This window comes from Marinobacter litoralis, from assembly GCF_016427555.1.
In the GTDB taxonomy this organism is placed as follows: Bacteria; Pseudomonadota; Gammaproteobacteria; order Pseudomonadales; family Oleiphilaceae; genus Marinobacter; species Marinobacter litoralis_A.
Window position 1 is genome coordinate 29348 of sequence record NZ_JAELVS010000003.1, and the last position, 19167, is coordinate 48514.

The window sequence follows — 19167 nt, forward strand, 5'->3', positions numbered from 1 at the left end:
CACCTGTTTGAAATGTTCCCCACCTATGATTAGCTGACACCCCTAACCTGGTATACACCAAGGACATTCTATGCTTCTCAATTATCGTTCTGCCCTTGCGCTATGGCTGTCAGCTCTATTACTCGCGGGATGTGACGACTCGTCGGATTCGCACAACTCAAATACCGGCAACAATACCAGCACCCCCGACATTCCAGCCGTGCCTGACCCGGTCATTATCCCCCCACCGCAGGCGGATACGCCCCCGGCCTTTATTGTACAACCCTATCTGCAGGCACCGAGCACGGACACCATGACGGTGATGTTCGAAACTGAAGACAAGGAACCGCAAGTGTGGGCGCGCTCATTTGGCAGCAATGAAGAATTCCGCAAGGTTGCCGGCGAAATACACTCAAGCGATGGTTTGGTATATCGCTCGCCGCTCACAGAACTCGAATCCAACACCTTGTATGAATATTACGTTCTGACTCAAGATGCGGAGGGCAACCAGCGGGTAACCCAACCGTTTGCATTCAAAACCTGGCCACGCCCTGGTGATGGTGTTTCCGAAGCAAAATTCATTGCGATCAGTGACACCCAACTGGATCGAACCATGTACGAAGTCGTACTGAACAACGTGGTAAGCGATGGTTTCATGGCAAAAGAGTGCGATCGCACGCAACCTGAAACCTGTTCGGAAAATATCGCTGCCATTACGATCTCCGGAGACGTCGTTCAGACTGGTAGCAACCGTACTCACTGGAGAGAGCAACTGTTCGGGCGAATGGCAGAGATAACCCCATATGTACCGTTGGTTACCGTTCCGGGAAACCATGATTATTATGGCAACGCAGAACTGGAATTGTATCGCACCTACATGGCGCCACCAGCCAATGGATCCACAGGATATGAAGACCATTGGTACTTCCTCGATTACCTTGACCTACGCTTGGTTGGCCTTGACAGCTATCCCATCTCCGGCGCGCACGGCGACTTCAATCAAGAAACCCTAGCCGTACAACGCCAATGGCTCCGTGAAACACTTAAAGACGCCGAGATCCACAACAAGACGTTTGTTATGGGCATATTCCACCATGGCTGTCTCTCCGAAATGTGGAATGCCGGCGAAAGCATCGGCTCCTGTGAATTAGTGGCCGAGTTGGAGCAATACAGCGAACGTACTGGCGCCGTTACAGGGCATCTCTTTGGCCATACGCACTCCTACTCTCGTGGCCAATCCATGGATTCACTGCATTTATGGCTGAACGCTGCCAGCGCATCTGGCTATATTGAACCACTGGATGACCCCGGTTTCCAGAACGCCCAAATCAGCGACTACGAAACCTTTGAAGTCAGTCGTAGCGAATTTGGTTACAGCGTTCTTACATACCAGTTTGGCCAGGATCAAGCCGTTACCTTGCGCCGTAAAAAGGGCGGGTATGACGGTGATACCGACTTCGAAGTTGTCGATAAGGTCACTTTTTCGCCCGCAATAAACAACGAATTCCCTCAGGCAATCTCCGGCACAGGGGCACTGGCAGCCACTGACGTTCAGTTAGGCATTCAGGTTGGGGTTCCAGATTCCGTCCATGAAGTACAGTGGCAAGTAACCGAAACAGAGGATTTTTCGGGGGCGGTTTTCGATATCTGGGGTAACGATACAAGACGGCACAACTTTTTCTATGACGAAGCGTCGTTAGTTGGGGGTGATGAGTATGCAGGCTTTGAGTCCATTGACACCCAACAAGGTGTCGACCTTTTTAAACTTGATCTATCTTTGCTGCTTCAACAGAAAACCATCCGCCTTGGCGGGGACGATCATTACCGCTGGAACAAACGCTACTCTAGTCAAAACACCCACATATCGGCGCACGATGATCACCAGGGACGCGCCCGGCCAAACCTGACAATAAAACCCGGTACATCATACTACTGGAGAGCACGCGTAAGAGATAAAAACATGAATTGGTCTAACTGGAGTCGTAACTATAAATTTGATGTGGAAGGCTCTCGGACGCCCAACCTTTTAATAAATGGTGACGCAGAGTCAGGCGACCTCACTGGCTGGACTGTACTCAACGGGTCAGTCAACACTGTATCTGGTGTTAACAACTCTGGCGTACTAAATGCGGCCCAGGGCGAATACTACTTTACAGGCCGAGGCTTTGGGAACGGGCAGCCAGCCGAGTGCTGCACTGACACCGCTTACCAAGTCGTTGATGTTGCGGGCTACACGGACGTGATTGACTCGGAACAAGCCTACATTGAATTAGACGCGAAGCTAGCCACATGGAATGGAGTAGACGAACCAGAACTGCTCGTAGAACTACTGGATGCGAACGACAACGTCATACCTTGGAGCTCCTCAGGATCACTTAGCAGCAGCTCCAAACAAAAATGGGAATCCGTGAATATCATCGATCAACTTCCGGCCGGCGTGAGGAGTATTAAAGTCTACATTGGCGGTACACGTAAGCAAGGCAGCGACAACGATGTCTACTTCGACGATTTGCACCTCAACCTTCTTCACTAAAGCCTTTGCTTAATTAGCATCTGGAGCCTCCCCCTCGCTCCTTAACTGAAGGGAGGTGAGGAGGTTCTCCGGTGATAGAACATGAACTGGGTGGAAAACCAGATCCGGTTAGCGAAACTGAATGGGCATGATCCGTATGCCTATCTTAAGGATGTGCTGACCCAACTGCCGACGCGCTGGCCAAGGAAATCCACAATTGCTATGAGCATCAACACCACGCCCACCAAGGGAAAAATGACGCCACCGATCATCAGAAGCCCCAGCACTGCCCACAGCCGACGGGGGTTTTGGGGAAGCGGGGGCACCCCCAGCTTCCCGCTGGGACGTCGTTTCCACCACATAACGCCCGCTGCGACGCTGAACACCACGATCACGACGCACGCGAACGCCAGCACGACTTGATTCCAGATGCCAAATTCCTGGCCCAAGTGCACATTGATGCCCCATTCCAGGCCGCGGCCAAGAGGGCCGTAGTCCGCGTAGTTCATATCGATTAATACGTGGCCACTGTACTGATCAAGATGTACGACACGCTGCTGACTGAGGTCATCAGGGTAAACAGACCCCGTAAACACACCCTCAGAAGACGACGGCAGATTGACCGTATATCCCGGCGCAAGCCCAAGTTCATTGAAACGCGCGACGGCCTGGTCAAGGCCGATTGGTGGCGTTGTCTTTTGCCCATTTGCCGGGCGCTGAACCGACAATGGAATCTGTGCCTGCTCCAGGGACCAGCTTGTCTGGCTTCGCTCGGACAAGCGTTCCCCGGACATCGGGACATCGACGCGCACACCCGGGGGATAACCAAAATTATGGCCATTGGCGAGCTCATTGACCTTGTCACCCCAGACAACGGACCAAGGCATCCCGGTGATCGCCAGAAAAAAGATGAACCCACCCACTGTCACTCCTGACACTGCGTGCAAATCACGCCAAAAAACCCGCTCCTTGCGGCTGCCTCGTATTTTCATTCCACCTCTGTTCTGTCCCCTCGGCCACCATAGATAAGTACCGGTGATTACCAATAGAATCGACAATCCTGCGGCTATTTCCAGTGCGCCATTGGCGACGGGTCCCAGCTTTTCCAAGCTGTGCAATTTTCGGATAAACCACATGACACTGCCGCGATAGTCCATAGCGCCAAGCACTGCGCCGCTGTATGGGTTCACATAAACGGCGAGCTTCTCTCCCGCGTCGGTTTTTATGTCAATTTCCGTAGCGAGATTCTCCGCAGCGCCTGTAACATACTTGAAGACCTCTCCGGGGTAACCCTGGAGCGCAGCGGCCGTTTGACGCTCCGGCGCGATGGTGCGGCCTTGCTGCACTTCCACCGGCATCAGATCAGCGTGTAAAACCTGATCGATTTCATCACGGAAGAGGTACAAAGCGCCTGTCACAGCTAGCAGAATCAAGAAAGGCAGTACTAATAAGCCTGCATAAAAGTGCCACCGCCAGACAGCACGATAGAGGTCAATGTTAGAGAGGTCCCGGCCCTGCGCTGAAGCTGCTGGATTGGCAACAGAATGTTCCATGGAAAATATTTCCGAGCAAGATATTGTAGCTTTTTGAGAGCAAGGTTAAACCTGCCTCAGGTTGCGCAAATTGTAGAGAAATAAAGGGTGGAGTATCGTGTGGTTTTTTGTCGCATGCCGTCGTTGCATGCACGCAGCGGCTGAATGATATCCAGTCTCTGTTTGAGAAAGACAAACAGCTTCGGTCAAGATGGGTTTACCGGGCTCTTACTCGGAAAAGCGCGATATCACTTTTGAGCAGCGCACAGTATGGTCGCCATTTAAACTCGGATACGCCTGCTAAATCGTCCCACCAAGGCTCCCAGTGAAGACAGAAACAACCAGCAGAGCACAAGATTCTCTGATTAATCCCGTCCTTATTGCCGGCTGCATCATCATTCTGGTGAGCTTTTCGGTAAGGGCTTCCTTTGGGCTATTCCAGTTACCCATCGCGCTGGAATTTGCCTGGCCGCGGGAATCTTTTTCTCTGGCGATTGCAATCCAGAACCTGTTCTGGGGCATTGGACAACCCATTTTCGGTGCGCTGGCAGAGCGCTTTGGTGACCGAAAGGCAATTTTTGCAGGGGGACTCGTTTATGCGTTGGGCCTCGTACTGTCAGGGTTCGCCATTACACCGGGACAGCATCAGCTTCTCGAAGTGCTTGTAGGTTTTGGCATCGCCGGCACAGGGTTTGGTGTCATTCTCGCGGTGGTTGGCCGAGCAGCGCCTGAAAAACACCGGTCGATGGCGCTGGGCATTGCAACCGCGGCAGGCTCTGCCGGCCAGATCGTAGGCCCCCCCATTTGCTCAGATGCTGCTCAGCCAGATGCCCTGGCAAACGGTCTTTGTGGTATTTGCCGGCATCATTCTGGTATCCATGTTTGCGCTTCAGATGATGCGCGCCCCCGAGCGTGTCCAGACTACAGCCAGTGATGAGCCCATGGGCCTTGTAATCCAGCGGGCCCTGAAAGACCCCACTTTCTGGTTCATTTTCATCGGCTTTTTCTCGTGTGGCTATCAACTTGCCTTCATCACTGCCCATTTTCCGGCGTTTATTACCGAGATGTGCGGCCCTATCTCACCAGATAGCCTGTTGTACGTGCTCGGAGTGACCTCTGCGTCCGGACTTGGTGCCGTCTCGATCGCGATCATCGGCTTTTTCAATATCGGGGGCACTCTGTTGGCCGGCTGGCTTGGGCATCGATTTTCTCGAAAGTACCTGCTGGCCGTTATTTACCTGCTGCGAACGCTAGTATCAGCGGCGTTCATTATAACGCTAGTTACACCGGAGACGGTCGTTCTGTTCTCGGTTGCCATGGGCTCTTTGTGGCTGGCCACCGTTCCGCTGACCTCCGGCCTGGTGGCACACATCTACGGCTTGAAGTACATGGGCACACTCTACGGCCTGGTCTTCTTCTCCCATCAACTGGGTGGTTTTCTCGGCGTTTGGCTCGGCGGGGCCATGTACGACATGTACAACGACTACACCATCGTCTGGTGGGTTGGCGTAGGCGTTGGCGCGATATCCGCCCTGATCCATCTTCCGGTGAAGGAATTTCCCTGGGCACAAAGAACGCAAATGGCACAAGCCCAACACGCCGAGGTGGTTCGTGGGGGGGGATTTGGAAAGCCATAACACGCTCAGATTGAGGGCTCTGATCAATTTTCTAAGAAAGAAGGCACGGGAACGCAGCGAACGACGGTCTATAGATTAAAACAGCCGCTCCCCATTCTCGACCTCAGAATCAGGGCTCGCCAGCGTCACCACACCGGTTTTGGTTTTGAACCCGGTTACGAGACACTCAGAGATAAACGGACCGATCTGCTTGGGAGGGAAGTTCGTGACAGCCAATACCTGCTTGCCCAGCAGGTCCTCTTTCGAATACAGATCCGTAATCTGGGCACTGGATTTTCGCATACCAACTTCCGGGCCAAAGTCCACTTTAAGTTTGTAAGCCGGTTTTCTGGCTTCAGGGAACGGCTGAACCTCGACAATGGTTCCAACCCGTATTTCCACTTTTTCAAAATCTTCCCAAGAAATCATTTTTCATCCTCCATTGCTACACAGGTTCGTAATTTACAGTTTTGGCAGCCTCTGTTTTTCGGGTTTTTCCAGTTACCAGTGATCCGGACGCAATCAGCGTGCTGGCACCCGCGACGGCCATGGTTGCCTCGCCGAAGCTAAACACGATCAGTCAGAGATTAATCAGTTCAGACGCAACAGCTTATTGAGTTGGTGATGGAGAGGCTTTCAAAATTCGGAACGATTATTTCGAAAGTCGGCGAAAAATACATCCGTGAGATGGACCTGCTACCCAAGCCAACGGCAGGGAAGATTCCGGTGCTGATTACCGTAGGCAGCCAACAGACGCCGCAATGGGGAACCCAACAGGCTCAGATCTTTCAGGTACAGAGTGCGAACATCCAGCTCCACCATTGGCCCCGTAATGGCACCGGAGGCCACATACCGACCAACCTTTGCCAATACCTCTAACAGCGCCGGCGAATGGGGGCCCGTTGACAGTGAAGCTCATCTTGCTGAAACAACCAGCCACTCTTGTCTACGTTGATTTCGGTGCACTCTTGCCCTTGAGTAACGAGCCAACGCAAATAAGCATTCGCCACCGTATGATCGAAGCTGCTCACCCCACGGCTAACACCTCGCATTTGCCCTCTTAGCAACCCCTCGGCGGTGAACAACGTCATTTGAGTGTCGTCGGTGATCTTACCTTTCCCGCAGTAGGCTTCCGCGTAATGGATAATGACCTCTGGCCCGATACGACTCAGGATTGCGGTGCGTGACCTGAACTCAACTGCTCCGCCCAACGCATCGCCGATGGCGCCACCTAGAAGATAGGCGGTGAATGAACCCACTGGATCAGGGTTAAGTTCTTAAGGAACTCAGGCCCTACGCTAAAGACATTGATATCGGTTTCGAAGGCTTCATCTTCATCACCGACGTTAACGAGATAATCCCAGTCAGCACGCAGACGAACCATGTCAGAGACATCGAAGGTAACGCCCAGCCCCGTTCGGAATGCAGCACCCGTCACTCATCCGAGTGAGCGAGCCAACCAACCAAGTTGTTCTGTGCGAACCGTTTGGATTATTTGCATACGATGTTCGCCATGACTGGGCCAGCATGCCTTGGAGGTGCGACAGATAGAGTCGCCTCACTGATCTACCCCAGGTGGCACCTCCATGGATCAGTTGATTGCGAAGGGGGAAGCACATGAATTTAAGGGCAATTCGTTGAAGCGACTTCAAACTCAACAGAATGACCAAAAACGTATGCGGAATCGATATAGGAGCTGACCTTTTGCTTACACCAGTTCAGTGCGAGGTTCTTTTCTTCGTAATCAACACCATCCCAGCATTGCTTTAGATCTGTGGCACGATCTGCTGCAAGGACAGCTTCGGACTTAGTGATTGCGCAGGAGCTGTAAGTGGTTTTCTTTGAACCATCGGAATTTTCGCTGCCGCCACAGGCGGTGAGGAAAAAAGCAGTAGCGAGAACTGTAGCCATACGTCTCATTATTTAATTTCCTTTGTCTCACCACACTCAATGTGGCTGAGCTCCATGCCCACTTGAACTTCGACCTTCTCACCAGCAAGACAAGGTTGCAACATTGCCACGCCAGCCCTTAACTTTCGATACTCACCATTCACCCACAAATCTACCGCTCGGTCGGTAAAATTCAGGATGATACACGGTTACTGATTCCTTTTTCCATTTATGCCAGGCTTCGCAAAATGCGAAAGTCGCCAGTCTCGAAGTCGCATGTCCCGTGGCTTCGCTAAGTACTGGTCCCTAGCATTTCCCTATTGATACATCATTGCAGGCTAACAGGTAGGCTGCACTTTTTATAAAACTAATAGTGCTTGAAGTTACACGCCATTCCAAGGCTTACGTCGCTTTTAGCAACATGCGACGGATACTAGCCACAGATAAATGCGGTTCCAGATGCGACAAGCCTCTCGGCGGTAGCATTCGAGTGAGGTACGCCTTGGCTAGTAGGCAATGCAGAAGTGCTTCCACCAGATTAACTGCTGCATTGGGAGTGGCGTTTAGGACCTTTGGAAAATGAAACCATTGTCGCCATCGATACGCCGGTTAAGACAGCATAATGCTAAGCGATTGAAACAAAAGGGTAAAAAATGGAGGCGCGGGTCGGAATCGAACCGGCGTACACGGAGTTGCAGGCTGGCGCTTTTAAAAGAACTTTATGCTTATATTTCAGTTGGTTGAGGGGCTTTAATGATAAGTCACTTGAAGCAAAAATGACATCTTTGGATCTATAAAAATCAATTAGTTACGCAGTGTTTGTCGCCACTAAATTTAGCCAATTTCACTTGAAGGCATCCTGCTAAAGCCTACCCTTCTGATCAGATTTCAGTGGCGAAAAAGATGGCCTGGCAGCCCCAGTCGGAGATCGGAATCATTGGGCCAGCAGACCGATCTCCCAAATTTGGTGCCGATCTGAAACGTTGGAGTGTGCTCAGAAAAGCGTATGATTAGTTGGGTTACTTGAACGAGGCAGTGCTTATGAATTTAATGGCAGGCTTTATGGGGTTTTCGGCGTTCACAGTTACATGTGTGACTATAGGCCTATTGGCTTATTGGCAGGCAGACCGGCTAGAGAGATACGCACGGAGCTACGTGCGAAAAACAAAGAGAAAATAGACATCTAAAAGCCCTCTCGCTTTTTCGTTTTGGGTGTTCGCTAAGCATCCTATTACCACCCTACTCATCAGGGAAAAATACATCAAACGGATCTGGTTCGGGGTCCGAATTTTCCTCGCTGTACTTGCTCAGGTCGGCTCTACTGTATTGGGACTCCAGGTGGCCCAAGCATTTGCACAGGCAGTTCCAATAGTCTTCCGGAAATTCCAGGAAGGCTTCGCCGGTTCTGAGCGTGACCATTCTTCGCGGAGTGTAAACATCCCTGTTTTAGTTGCACCGCTGATTAGAGTTTTCCGCCCGTTGGTGTTTCGCCAAGTATTCCCATGGCGTCAGGTCTTCCAGTGAATCGTGGGGACGCTCATCGTTGTATTCCGTCATCCAGGATTCGGTCAGTTCTCGGACTTCGGTAAGGTTCCGGAAGACATACATCTTCAGGATCTCGTCCCGATAAGTCCGATTAAAGCGCTCAACATACGAATTCTGAGTGGGTGTGCCTGGCTTGATAAACTCCAGCTCGATACCGTGTTGCTCAGCCCAATCTGCCAAGGCAATCGAGATGAATTCAGGACCGTTATCCATGCGTAGTTTTGCCGGGTAACCTCGCCAAGCAATGATGCGCTCCAGAACCCGTATGACCCTCGGTGCTGGCAGGTTCAGGTCAATCTCGATCGCCAGTGCCTCACGGTTAAAATCGTCCACCACGTTGAAAGTGCGGAACCGGCGACCACAGAACAGACTGTCGCTCTTGAAATCCATGGACCAGCATCGATTAACGGTGACTGGCACGCTCAATGGCTCCGGGGTTCGTGTCGGGAGCCGTTTCTTACCCCGTCGTCGTTTGTTCAAGTTGAGTGCGCAATACAGCCGGTGGACCCGCTTGTGATTCCATCCGTGACCCCAGCGTCGCAGCACCTTGAACAGCTTGCTGAAGCCGTAGGCAGGATAGCGTTCAGTCGCGCTTTGAAGCGCTGCAATCACCGGTTCATCCCGGGAGGTGTCTGGCCGATATCGGTACACAGAGTCACTGATGCCAGCGATTCGGCAGGCTCTGCGAATGCTGACGCCGTGAGCCTGCTTGAGGTAATCCACCAGTTCTCGTCGAACGGCTGGCTTTACAGCTTTTTTTCGATCACATCCTTCAGCAGTTTGTGGTCTAGGCTCAGCTCCGCGTACATCTGCTTCAGTCGGCGGTTTTCCCCTTCAAGCTCCTTGAGGCGCTTCACATCAGAGGCTTCCATGCCGCCGTACTTGGATTTCCAGTTGTAATAGGTCGCATCGGAGATGCCGTACTCCCGACACACTTCCTTGACTAGGCGACCGCCCTCGACCTCCTTCAGAATCTTGACGATCTGGGATTCGCTGTACCGTGATTTCTTCATGTCGTTCTCCGTTTGCCTCATTGTAGGCCGGAGAACTCTAATTACGCATGCACCGATTTTAGGGGATGGTTACAGGTCACACTGTACGTGTACCCGCCAAACTGCACACCAACGCTTAAGAGCCGGACGACTGCTCTATTAAAAGCTTCTGATGAATCACCGACGACCACACACCACTGAACTCCGCAAGCACCTCAAGTTGCGCATTGGCGCGCGTAAGCCTGGCCAACAACCGATCCTGTTGAGCCGAAATAAAGGTTCGATTGGCATCAAGCAGATCAAGATAGCCGATCGCCCCCTCGCCATGCATGGTAGACGCGATGCTGAACGACTGATTGGCTGCCTCAAAGGCCCTGCCCGCTGCGCGATCGGCCTCAACAGCTCGACCGTAGTCGAAAACCGCTACCCGCGCACTCGCCACCGCTTTGATTATCGTTTGCCGATAGCGAATATAGCTTTCTTCCGACACTTTGTTCTGACTGTCCACGCGCTGCATAATCACCGGATAACTCAGCAGCGACCAGGAAATCCTTGGGGCGATACTCGCAGTACTTTCGAATCCATCAGACTGGCCCGCTACATCCGTCACGCCAAGGAAGCCCTCCACCGAAACTTGTGGGTAGAGTTCTGCCCGCAGGGCATTGCCTTGTGCGACGTCTTTGGCGAGCGTCGCGAGTGCTCCGCCAATATCAGCCCGGCGTTGCATTGCCTCATTCGCCCTATTAGCCCCCGGCACACCAACTGACACAGCTAACACTCCCGACGCCGGCCGAAGGGTCAGAGTTTCCGGGTCTTCATTCACCAGAACTGACAGCACCGCTTTTGCCCGATATAACTGAGCTCGGGCATCCGGCAATTTGGCCCTTTGCTGCTCCAACAAGGTGTCCGCTCTCGCCAGATCGAGATCTGGCGAGAGCCCCTCACACACCCGTAACGCCATTACCTTACGGGTGTTTTCAAGGGTCCGTATATCTTCCTTGATCAGCTGAACGCGCTGTCGGGCGGCCTCCCACTCTATGTAGGCCTGCACAACACCGACAGTCACTTCTTTCAGCATCGCACGCTGATTATTCAGTGCAACTTCAAGATTGGCTTCCCCCGCATCTACCAAAGCTCTAAGCCGTCCAAACAGGTCCAACTCCCAAGACGCCGACAGGCCCACAGAAGCAGTTTCCTGGACGCTGTTTCGGTCCGTAGCGTCATAGTCGACGACTACCTCTCCCTGTGGCAACAACCGACTTTCGTCGGCCCCGAGGTCTGCAATAGCCCGGCGAACTCTCTGCCGCGTAGCCAGCAGGTCCAGATTTGCCGTCTGGGCAACCTCAACAAGTTGGTTGAGCTGGGTGTCCTGATAATCTCGCCACCACGCCAGTGTGTTGGCGCCTGCCGGCTGCACATCGAACTCAAGGCTATCCAAGTATCGAGCATTGGCGGCCTGTCGAGCTTCATAATCCGGGGTCGCGGCACAGCCGGTGAGCAGGATTGATCCAAAGACCAGCCAGACTGCGCTCTTAAGCATGGTTGTTCTCCATGATCTGATCCTTGGTCGCCGCTTTCTTCTCACGGGCTCTGGCTGCGTCCGCTTTTGCACGCTGAATGACGGCATAAAACACGGGCGTAAAGAGAAGGCCAAAAACGGTGACACCGATCATCCCGGAAAACACAGCTATACCCATCGCGTGTCGCATTTCCGCACCGGCACCACTGGCCAGCACCAGCGGCACTACGCCTGCGGTGAAGGCAATTGACGTCATCAGGATCGGGCGAAGCCGCAGGCGACAAGCTTCGATAATCGCTTGATAATGCGTGTAACCACTCAGATTCAGGTCCCTGGCAAATTCCACCATCAGGATCGCGTTCTTGCTCGCCAGGGCCACCAGCACGATCAAGCCAATCTGGGTGAATATATTGTTGTCCCCGTCGGTCAACCAAACGCCAGCCAATGCGGATAGCAAGGTCATTGGCACAATCAGGATGATGGCAAACGGCAGACGAAGACTCTCATACTGAGCAGCCAGCACAATGAACACCAACAGGATAACAAGCGGGAACACGTACACCATGGTGTTACCTGCCAGCTCTTGCTGGTAGGTCACCTCTGTCCACTCGAAGGTCATACCATCCGGTAACGTCTGAGCCAGCACCTCTTCGATGGCAACCTGAGCCTGATCAGAACTGAAGCCCGGCGCGGGCGAGCCATTCAGCTCCGCCGTGGGATAACCGTTGTAACGCATCACACGATCCGGCCCAATGGTTGACTCCACATTCATGATCGCCGAGAGCGGGATCATCTGGCCCTGCTGATTGCGAACCTTCAGGTTAAGAATGTGCTCGGGATCCAGTCGCTTCTGGGCCTCCGCTTGCGCAATTACCTGATAGGTGCTTCCAAACATGTTCACATCGTTAACGTAGACCGAGCCCAGATACACCTGCAGAGTATCAAACACCGACTCCAGCGGAATGCCCAGAAGCATCGCCCGCTCTCGGTCGATATCCAGATCAAACTGCGGTACCTGAACCCGAAAGCTAGAGTACAAACCAGTCAGCGCGGGGTGTTTTCGGGCTTCGTTCAACGTAGTCTGCAAGCTACCAAAAAGCGCTTCAAAACCCTTACTACTGCGATCTTCGATCTGCAGCTTGAACCCGCCCGTCGTACCCAACCCCAGAATCGGTGGGGGTGGGAACACAGCCACGAAGCCTTCATCAATACCGGCAAAGGCTGCATTCAGCCTTCCGGCAATGGCACCGGCGCTCAGCTCGGGCGTCGTCCGCTTATCAAAATCATCCAGCGGCAAGAACACAACGCCGCTGTTGGAACTGTTGGTGAAGCCATTAATCGACAGCCCCGGAAAGGCGACCGTATTAGCCACGCCTTCTATTTCAAGGGCAAGCTCTTGCATCTCATCAACCACCGCAACAGTTCGATCCAGGCTGGCCGCATCCGGGAGTTGAGCCACAGCAACCAGGTACTGCTTGTCCTGCTGCGGAATGAATCCGCCAGGAACAACATTGAACAAGTGGCCAGAGAATACCGTCAGGCCCACATACACAACGCCTACAATGGCGCCGTAGCGAACCAGTTTCTTGACCAACAACTCATACGCTGTACCGATCCGGTCAAAGAATCGGTTGAAGGGATGGAACACAAAACGACCGAAGACCTTGTCAAGTATGCGGGAAAGCCGATCCGGCTTTTCATCATGGCCTTTCAATAACAGGGCCGAAAGAGCCGGTGACAGGGTCAAGGAGTTGATTGCCGAGATGACGGTCGAGATGGTGATGGTCAACGCAAACTGCTTATAGAATTGGCCCGACAACCCGGTAATGAATGCGGTCGGAATAAAGACTGCACACAACACAAGAGCAATAGCGATGATCGGCCCGGTCACCTCGTTCATAGCTACCTTGGTAGCTTCTCGGGGCGACAATCCCTGATGAATGTTCCTCTCGACGTTTTCCACCACCACTATCGCGTCGTCAACCACTATCCCGATGGCCAGTACCATCCCGAACAGTGAGAGCGTATTGATCGAAACGCCAAACCACTGCATCACCGCGAAGGTGCCCACAAGCGATACGGGAACAGCAACAAGCGGAATAATTGAGGCGCGCCAGGTCTGCAAGAACAGCACAACCACCAGCACCACCAGAAGAATGGCTTCGAGCAACGTGGCAATGACTGCATCGATAGACCCACGAACAAACACGGTCGGGTCGTAGACAATGTCGTAGGTGACGCCTTTCGGAAAGGATTCCGACAACTTATTCATAGTCTGCCGGACACTGTCAGAGAGTTCGATCGCATTAGCGCCGGGGCGCTGAAAAATGGGCATGGCAACCGCCGGCTTTCCGTCCAACCCTGCTTCCAGTGCGTAAGTGTTCTGTCCCAATTCGACTCGGGCAACGTCCGACAGACGAGTGATAGCACCGTTCTCGCCGATTTTCAGCACAATATCCCGAAACTCATCCAGGGAAGTCAGTCGCCCACGGACATTCAACATCAACTGAAACTGATTATCCGTTGGCGCGGGCTGTGCGCCCAAAGTGCCCGCAGCGATCTGTCGATTTTGGGCACGAACCGCGTTAACAACATCCGTCGCGTTGAGATTACGGGCAGCCAGGTCGTCAGGGCGTAGCCATAGACGCACGGCAAATTCACTCCCACCAAACAACCGCACATCCCCTACTCCGCCCAGGCGGGCGATTTCATCTTTTACATTCAGTTCGGCGTAGTTCGCCAGGTAGGTAATGTCCCGGCTCTGATCGGGAGAATGCAGATGTACGACCATGCTCAGGTTAGGAGACGACTTTTCCGTCACCACGCCAAGGCGCTGAACCTCCTCTGGTAGTCGTGGCAGAGCGATATCAACGCGGTTCTGTACTTGTACCTGAGCTTTGTCCAGATCCGTGCCCAGGGCAAACGTCACTGTAAGCGTCATTCGACCGTCTGCGGTTGCCTGCGAGGACATATACAGCATGTTCTCAACGCCGTTAATTTCATCCTCAATAGGAGAAGCCACGGTCTCAGCAATCACTTTGGGGTTGGCGCCCGGATAGTTCGCGGTAACCACGACGGTTGGAGGCACGACTTCCGGATATTCACTGATCGGTAACTGGAAAAGGGAAATGCCCCCCCCGATCAGTATGATCAGGGACAGCATGGCGGCGAAAATCGGCCGGTCGATAAAGAAGTGTGGAAACTTCATATAGCAGGCCTCAGAACTCGACGCCAGCGGTCTGCTGGACTGTCGATGCGTGAGCTTCAAGGGTAAAAGCAATGTCAGAAGGCGCTTCTGAGAGCAAAGTTGGAGCAATCTTCATATCTGGCCCCACCTTGGCAGCACCATTTGCTACCAGCAGATCGCCCTCGGCGATGCCCTGCTCTACCACACGGAAAGTGCCGTAGCGCTGGCCAATTTCCACGGGGGTGTAACGAGTTTCGCCATGATCGTTTACCGTGAGCACAAACCGGCTGTCCAGGTCGGTAGCAATGGCTCTATCCGGGACAAGAATTTTCTGTTCTGTACCGGCCACAGCGATTTTCACACGTGCAAATGCACCCGGAACCAGAGTGCCGCCTGAATCTGACAATACCGCGCGCAAACGGAGCGTTCCTGTGTCGGAATCAATGCTGTTGTCGACAAAGTCGATCTCGCCCACGTGTGAAAAACTGCTTTCCCCAATTAATTGGATGCGCACCGGGGATCCAAGTGCCTGATCACGTGTCTGGAAGAAGCGATACCAAGTACTCTCGTCCATATCAAAATAAGCGTAGCGGTCCTGATTCGATGCAATCGTCGTCAGACGACTCTGGTTCGCAATGACGGTGTTTCCGGCCGTGATATTCGCTCTGGAAATGTCACCTTCGATCGGAGACCGAATGGTGGCGTAGCCCAACTGAAGCTCTGCATCCTTGAGCTGAGCGTTTATAGATGAAACTTCCGCCTCAGCCTGATGACGAACGGACTGACGAAGTTCCGCCTGTTCTTCGGAAATGGCATTGCTGCGCAGCAATCGACCAGCACGCTCGGCTTCGGCTTTGGCTTGATGAAGCGCGGCCCGGGCACGAGCCAGCTCGGAATTAAGCTGCTCCACTCGAGCATTCAGGTGGCGATCATCCAGTTGGAAGAGAACGTCGCCCTTATTTACCCTTTGCCCCTCCTGAAAATGAACTCTATCGATCACACCGGACAACCGGGGACGAAGTTCCACGTTCTCTGGCGCCTCAATGCGCGTGGTGTAGGTTTTCTGTGGTTGAACACCAACGCGGGCTGCGGCGACGACCTCAACCGCGGGTGGCTGAGAGTCGGAGACATTGTTTTGAGCTACGTTATCGCAACCCGCAAGAATAAAAACGGCCGCACTCAGTGCGACGAGAAATCGATATCTCATTGACTCAACCTTTTTCGTTTTCATTAGGAACTCTGAAGCCGGCACCGAGTAGATTGCTCAATCAATGCCGGAGTGACGCGTGGCAGGAATTATCTTTACTTCAAAGCGCCAAAAATAATCATCACGTTATATTGGCTTTATCATTCAAACTGATGTGATGGCTAAAGCTGTATATCCCGAAGGCAAGAACTATAAAGCCCGCTGCGACTACATTCAGAGAGTCGGTTCCGAGTGTTTGGTATACATGCTTCCCAATAAATGTGGAGAACGAAACTCCCAGATAGATGGCGGATGTGTTCAGGCCAAGAACAATCGGCGCACTGGAGGGCGCGGTTTTAACTAGTTGGTGTTGCAAAGGCACCAAACAGCCCCAGGCCAAGGCGCCCCATACGACAATGGGCACCACCGCCATAACGGGCGAAGATGAAAGCAATGGCCAAATCAAGAAGTCCAGGCCCAGCAATCCAAGCCCTGCAAAGATGACCGTCCTGCCGCCCCACTTATCAGTTAATCTACCAGCAGAGAAGGTTCCTATAGTCGCTGCCACACCCCAGCAAGCCATCAATAAAGCCAAAGTCTGGCCATTACCAGCGGTGGCGGGCTCAAGAAGAACACTGGCGTAGCTATGCACGATGTATGACCCTGTCATCAGGAACAAGGTTGTTCCCAGGACTCCCAAAATGGAGAGTCTCTTGATCGGTTTTAGAAGATCCAAGGGTCTCTTTCTTGTGGCTGGCTTAAGGGCAGGGTCAAGTAAAAATACCAGTCCGATAGCTGCCAAACTGGCCAGGATGGCAACGAACCACATACCAAGCCGCCAGTCACCAAAACTCGTTGAGAGGGCAATTCCCAATGGCGCCCCAATAGCGGTCGAGGCACTCAGCCCGGCTGTTATCAAGGATAATGAACGCGCCCAGTATTCCTGCGCAACTATAGCGGTCGCTGCAGCTCCGGCAATTGGCATATACAAGGCGCAACCAAAGCCCGCCAAGGCTCGGCCAGCGATTATCAGTTCAAGATCCGAAGATGCTGCAGATAGGATATGCCCTACAGCCAGGACAGCCATACCAAAGATCAGAATTGGTTTGTAAGAGAAATTAACCAGTAGCGTGGCGGAAATAGGAGTCATCAATGCATATGCAGCAGCAAAGGCGGCAATCATGCCTGCAGCTGTTCCGACATTGACATTAAGGCTCTCTGCAACCTCGGGTAGCAGGCCCGCCATAATGAAACTACCGGTGCCAATAGCAAACATTCCAAAAGATAGGATGAGTAACTTTTTCATGAGGGATTACATTATCGAGTGCCCACTTATCTCCTGGGTGCCAAAAGTGAAGTGGGCTCGGTGAAGAAAAAGGCCAGGCTGAATCATGTCCCGGCCGACTTAGCTAGGTCGGCTCAGCTTCCAAACAAAAACTCTCGCATCTGCGGGATGTGTAGTCTTGAATATCTGCAATCCTGCCTTTACCGAATAATATTCGAGTCGGGTTTCTGAAGTTAAAGTTCTTCATTTTGGGTTGTCTCCGTTTCTATGTGTAGGCGAACATCCACGTTGCCGCGAATCGCGTTAGAGTATGGGCAGAGCTCATGCGTCGCTTCGATTAATCGCTCGGCGTCCGAACTGGCCATCCCGGGCAAATGAGCTGTAATATCGACATCAAGGCCGTAACCGCCCTCGGTTAATTGGCCTATGCCCACTTCGATCGAGGTTTTGGCCGCTTGTGCGTCCACCTTCAGGTGCTTCGCCATGAGCTGCATGGCGTTGTCAAAACAGGCGGCATAGCCAAGAGCAAACAACTGTTCAGGATTAACACCGGTAACGTTGCTACCAGGCGGTACCATTTGCACGGAAAAGCTTCCGTCATTCAGTGTGGACGTTCCTGACCGCCCGCCAGATGCCGTGGCAGCCGTTTTGTAAAAAACCTTCATTATTGACCTCCTGTTTATTAGACCGGTCGTATATTCGCCCGGCAAAAAAATGTTCTCCAAACCGCCATTCGGCGGAACCGTCTTCAACGGCCTCTCAACTCGATTGCGCCCTCAAGCGGCTAGTGAATTGCGCCACTTCGGTGCATGAGCATGCCGCCACTGCGCCCACGCAGAACGGCACTGATTTCCGATACTATCGCCATAGCGACACTTTCAGGGGTGTCTCCCCCCAAATCCAACCCCACGGGATAATGCAATTTTTCTCGTGTCACTTCCGACCCATTCGACTCATCCATCCCGGACAGCAAGCGTTCAGTCCGGTATCGTGGCCCCAACTGCCCGACATAACTGGCGCGGCTTCTCAAGGCCAGCGATAGCCAGTTTTTGTCCTGCTCAAGACTATGCGTCATGATAACGACGGCCGCGTTATCAAGGAGCTCTTCTGTCGATAACAGCGAATCATGGCTCTCAATTACCCGAACCTCGTCAGCCAAAGGAAACCGTGACGGGACGGCAAACGTGGCGCGACCATCGATGACAGTGACGTGCCAGCCCAGCATTTTTGCAAACTTGACCAGCGGTTGAGCGTCATGCCCGGCACCGAAAACCACGAGCTTTTGTGGTGGTGACACCAGCTCGATAAACACTTCAATGCTGCGGTTTGGGCCACGATATTTTTGTACCCGAGATCGACCGTTCGCTATCACCGACTTCATATCGGCAAGAACAGACGGCCGGATAACGTCATCCCTCAGGCCGCCCTTCAGTTCACCCGAGTGCGCAAGTATCAGGCGCTCACCAATGGTAACCCCGGAATCATCGGGCGCCCCGATGACGGTGGCAACCACCGCCTGCTGCATATCGGCTCTCACACGTTTGAGGATATCCACCAAATCGGACTGGATGTCGGGAGTAACCCGCTCAAACAGCAAATGCACCTTGCCATCACACCCTAGTGCGAAATGATAGGAGCTATCACTGGCCTCGCCCTCCTCGTCCGTGCTGTAACTGCGCACGGTCGGCCCATCTGAGGTCAGCCAGAAGGCCTTACGGATGACATCCTGCTCCAGACAGCCACCACTGACCGTGCCTTCCGACTGTCCCATCGAGGAAATCAGCATACGCGCGCCCGGCCGCCGGTAGGCCGAGCCTTCGACCTTCACCACCGTCGCCAGAACGAACTCCTCGCCGGCGCGCTCCTGATTCTCGATCGCCTCTAACAGCGACACCAATCCCGACATCCTGGAATACCCGTGTAG

The 19167-nt window shown here is 53.1% G+C and carries 15 protein-coding genes and 2 pseudogenes; 5 read left to right on the plus strand and 12 right to left on the minus strand.

All coding sequences use genetic code 11. From position 1 onward, the window contains the following. Positions 1 to 70 precede the first annotated feature (70 nt). Both JAO79_RS10260 and JAO79_RS10265 read left to right on the plus strand, forming a co-directional pair. The gene (locus JAO79_RS10260; protein ID WP_199007177.1) at positions 71 to 2512 is read left to right on the plus strand and encodes a metallophosphoesterase family protein; all 2442 of its coding nucleotides are present in this window, start codon (positions 71 to 73) and stop codon (positions 2510 to 2512) included. Positions 2513 to 2614: 102 nt separating this feature from the next. Beyond that, positions 2615 to 2689 (plus strand): annotated as a pseudogene (locus JAO79_RS10265) (transposase domain-containing protein); the annotation flags it as partial. Between the two features lie 161 nt (positions 2690 to 2850). Here the strand turns inward: JAO79_RS10265 and JAO79_RS10270 are convergent. Next, positions 2851 to 4044, minus strand: a pseudogene (locus tag JAO79_RS10270) (PepSY-associated TM helix domain-containing protein); the annotation flags it as partial. A gap of 304 nt (positions 4045 to 4348) precedes the next feature. Between JAO79_RS10270 and JAO79_RS16440 the strand changes: the two are divergent. Beyond that, positions 4349 to 4957, plus strand: a complete 609-nt coding sequence (locus tag JAO79_RS16440; protein WP_320158956.1) for an MFS transporter — start codon at positions 4349 to 4351, stop codon at positions 4955 to 4957. Further along, positions 4851 to 5660 carry an MFS transporter gene (locus tag JAO79_RS10275; RefSeq protein ID WP_265091668.1) on the plus strand — a complete coding sequence of 270 codons (810 nt, stop codon included), beginning with the start codon at positions 4851 to 4853 and terminating at the stop codon, positions 5658 to 5660. Before JAO79_RS16440 ends, JAO79_RS10275 begins: the two co-directional genes overlap by 107 nt. Before the next feature lie 75 nt (positions 5661 to 5735). On the opposite strand, the gene JAO79_RS10280 is transcribed toward JAO79_RS10275, so the two are convergent. Beyond that, positions 5736 to 6068 (minus strand): tRNA-binding protein, encoded by a 333-nt coding sequence (locus JAO79_RS10280; RefSeq protein WP_199007179.1) that lies wholly within the window; start codon positions 6066 to 6068, stop codon positions 5736 to 5738. A 195-nt stretch (positions 6069 to 6263) separates the two neighbouring features. Here JAO79_RS10280 and JAO79_RS10285 point away from each other — a divergent pair, with 195 nt between their 5' ends. Beyond that, positions 6264 to 6518: a hypothetical protein gene (locus JAO79_RS10285; protein WP_199007180.1), complete on the plus strand. Its 255-nt coding sequence runs from the start codon at positions 6264 to 6266 to the stop codon at positions 6516 to 6518. Here JAO79_RS10285 and JAO79_RS10290 read toward each other — a convergent pair. The 10 genes from JAO79_RS10290 to JAO79_RS10335 form a co-directional block, all read right to left on the minus strand. Beyond that, positions 6515 to 6898, minus strand: a complete 384-nt coding sequence (locus JAO79_RS10290; protein ID WP_199007181.1) for an ADP-ribosylglycohydrolase family protein — start codon at positions 6896 to 6898, stop codon at positions 6515 to 6517. The two genes, JAO79_RS10285 and JAO79_RS10290, sit on opposite strands and share 4 nt — an antisense overlap. Next, positions 6871 to 7077, minus strand: a complete 207-nt coding sequence (locus tag JAO79_RS10295) for a hypothetical protein (RefSeq protein ID WP_199007182.1) — start codon at positions 7075 to 7077, stop codon at positions 6871 to 6873. The genes JAO79_RS10290 and JAO79_RS10295 overlap by 28 nt, the downstream gene beginning before the upstream one ends. A gap of 185 nt (positions 7078 to 7262) precedes the next feature. Further along, entirely contained in the window at positions 7263 to 7559 is a 297-nt protein-coding gene (locus JAO79_RS10300) for a hypothetical protein (RefSeq protein ID WP_227664546.1), read from the minus strand. A gap of 1416 nt (positions 7560 to 8975) precedes the next feature. Then, a protein-coding gene (locus tag JAO79_RS10305) for an IS3 family transposase (protein ID WP_227664547.1) occupies positions 8976 to 10087 on the minus strand; the annotation gives its coding sequence in 2 pieces (ribosomal slippage) (positions 8976 to 9826 and positions 9826 to 10087; 1113 coding nt in all). Between the two features lie 115 nt (positions 10088 to 10202). Next, entirely contained in the window at positions 10203 to 11606 is a 1404-nt protein-coding gene (locus JAO79_RS10310; RefSeq protein WP_199007183.1) for a TolC family protein, read from the minus strand. Beyond that, positions 11599 to 14793 carry an efflux RND transporter permease subunit gene (locus JAO79_RS10315; RefSeq protein WP_199007184.1) on the minus strand — a complete coding sequence of 1065 codons (3195 nt, stop codon included), beginning with the start codon at positions 14791 to 14793 and terminating at the stop codon, positions 11599 to 11601. Before JAO79_RS10315 ends, JAO79_RS10310 begins: the two co-directional genes overlap by 8 nt. A 10-nt stretch (positions 14794 to 14803) precedes the next feature. Beyond that, entirely contained in the window at positions 14804 to 15979 is a 1176-nt protein-coding gene (locus JAO79_RS10320) for an efflux RND transporter periplasmic adaptor subunit (RefSeq protein WP_199007185.1), read from the minus strand. A 121-nt stretch (positions 15980 to 16100) separates the two neighbouring features. Beyond that, positions 16101 to 17264 (minus strand): MFS transporter, encoded by a 1164-nt coding sequence (locus JAO79_RS10325; protein WP_199007186.1) that lies wholly within the window; start codon positions 17262 to 17264, stop codon positions 16101 to 16103. Between the two features lie 212 nt (positions 17265 to 17476). After that, the gene (locus tag JAO79_RS10330) at positions 17477 to 17908 is read right to left on the minus strand and encodes an organic hydroperoxide resistance protein (RefSeq protein WP_199007187.1); all 432 of its coding nucleotides are present in this window, start codon (positions 17906 to 17908) and stop codon (positions 17477 to 17479) included. A gap of 119 nt (positions 17909 to 18027) precedes the next feature. Next, positions 18028 to 19137, minus strand: coding sequence for an XdhC family protein (locus tag JAO79_RS10335; RefSeq protein ID WP_199007188.1), 1110 nt, complete (start codon positions 19135 to 19137; stop codon positions 18028 to 18030). Positions 19138 to 19167: the final 30 nt, after the last annotated feature.

Coding starts and splice junctions, on each gene's coding strand:
- JAO79_RS10280 (WP_199007179.1), bottom strand. CDS start 6,068: ATGATTTCTTGGGAAGATTTTGAAAAAGTGGAAATACGGGTTGGAACC.
- JAO79_RS10320 (WP_199007185.1), bottom strand. CDS start 15,979: ATGAGATATCGATTTCTCGTCGCACTGAGTGCGGCCGTTTTTATTCTT.
- JAO79_RS10285 (WP_199007180.1), top strand. CDS start 6,264: ATGGAGAGGCTTTCAAAATTCGGAACGATTATTTCGAAAGTCGGCGAA.
- JAO79_RS10315 (WP_199007184.1), bottom strand. CDS start 14,793: ATGAAGTTTCCACACTTCTTTATCGACCGGCCGATTTTCGCCGCCATG.
- JAO79_RS10325 (WP_199007186.1), bottom strand. CDS start 17,264: ATGAAAAAGTTACTCATCCTATCTTTTGGAATGTTTGCTATTGGCACC.
- JAO79_RS10300 (WP_227664546.1), bottom strand. CDS start 7,559: ATGAGACGTATGGCTACAGTTCTCGCTACTGCTTTTTTCCTCACCGCC.
- JAO79_RS10310 (WP_199007183.1), bottom strand. CDS start 11,606: ATGCTTAAGAGCGCAGTCTGGCTGGTCTTTGGATCAATCCTGCTCACC.
- JAO79_RS10330 (WP_199007187.1), bottom strand. CDS start 17,908: ATGAAGGTTTTTTACAAAACGGCTGCCACGGCATCTGGCGGGCGGTCA.
- JAO79_RS10260 (WP_199007177.1), top strand. CDS start 71: ATGCTTCTCAATTATCGTTCTGCCCTTGCGCTATGGCTGTCAGCTCTA.
- JAO79_RS10275 (WP_265091668.1), top strand. CDS start 4,851: ATGCCCTGGCAAACGGTCTTTGTGGTATTTGCCGGCATCATTCTGGTA.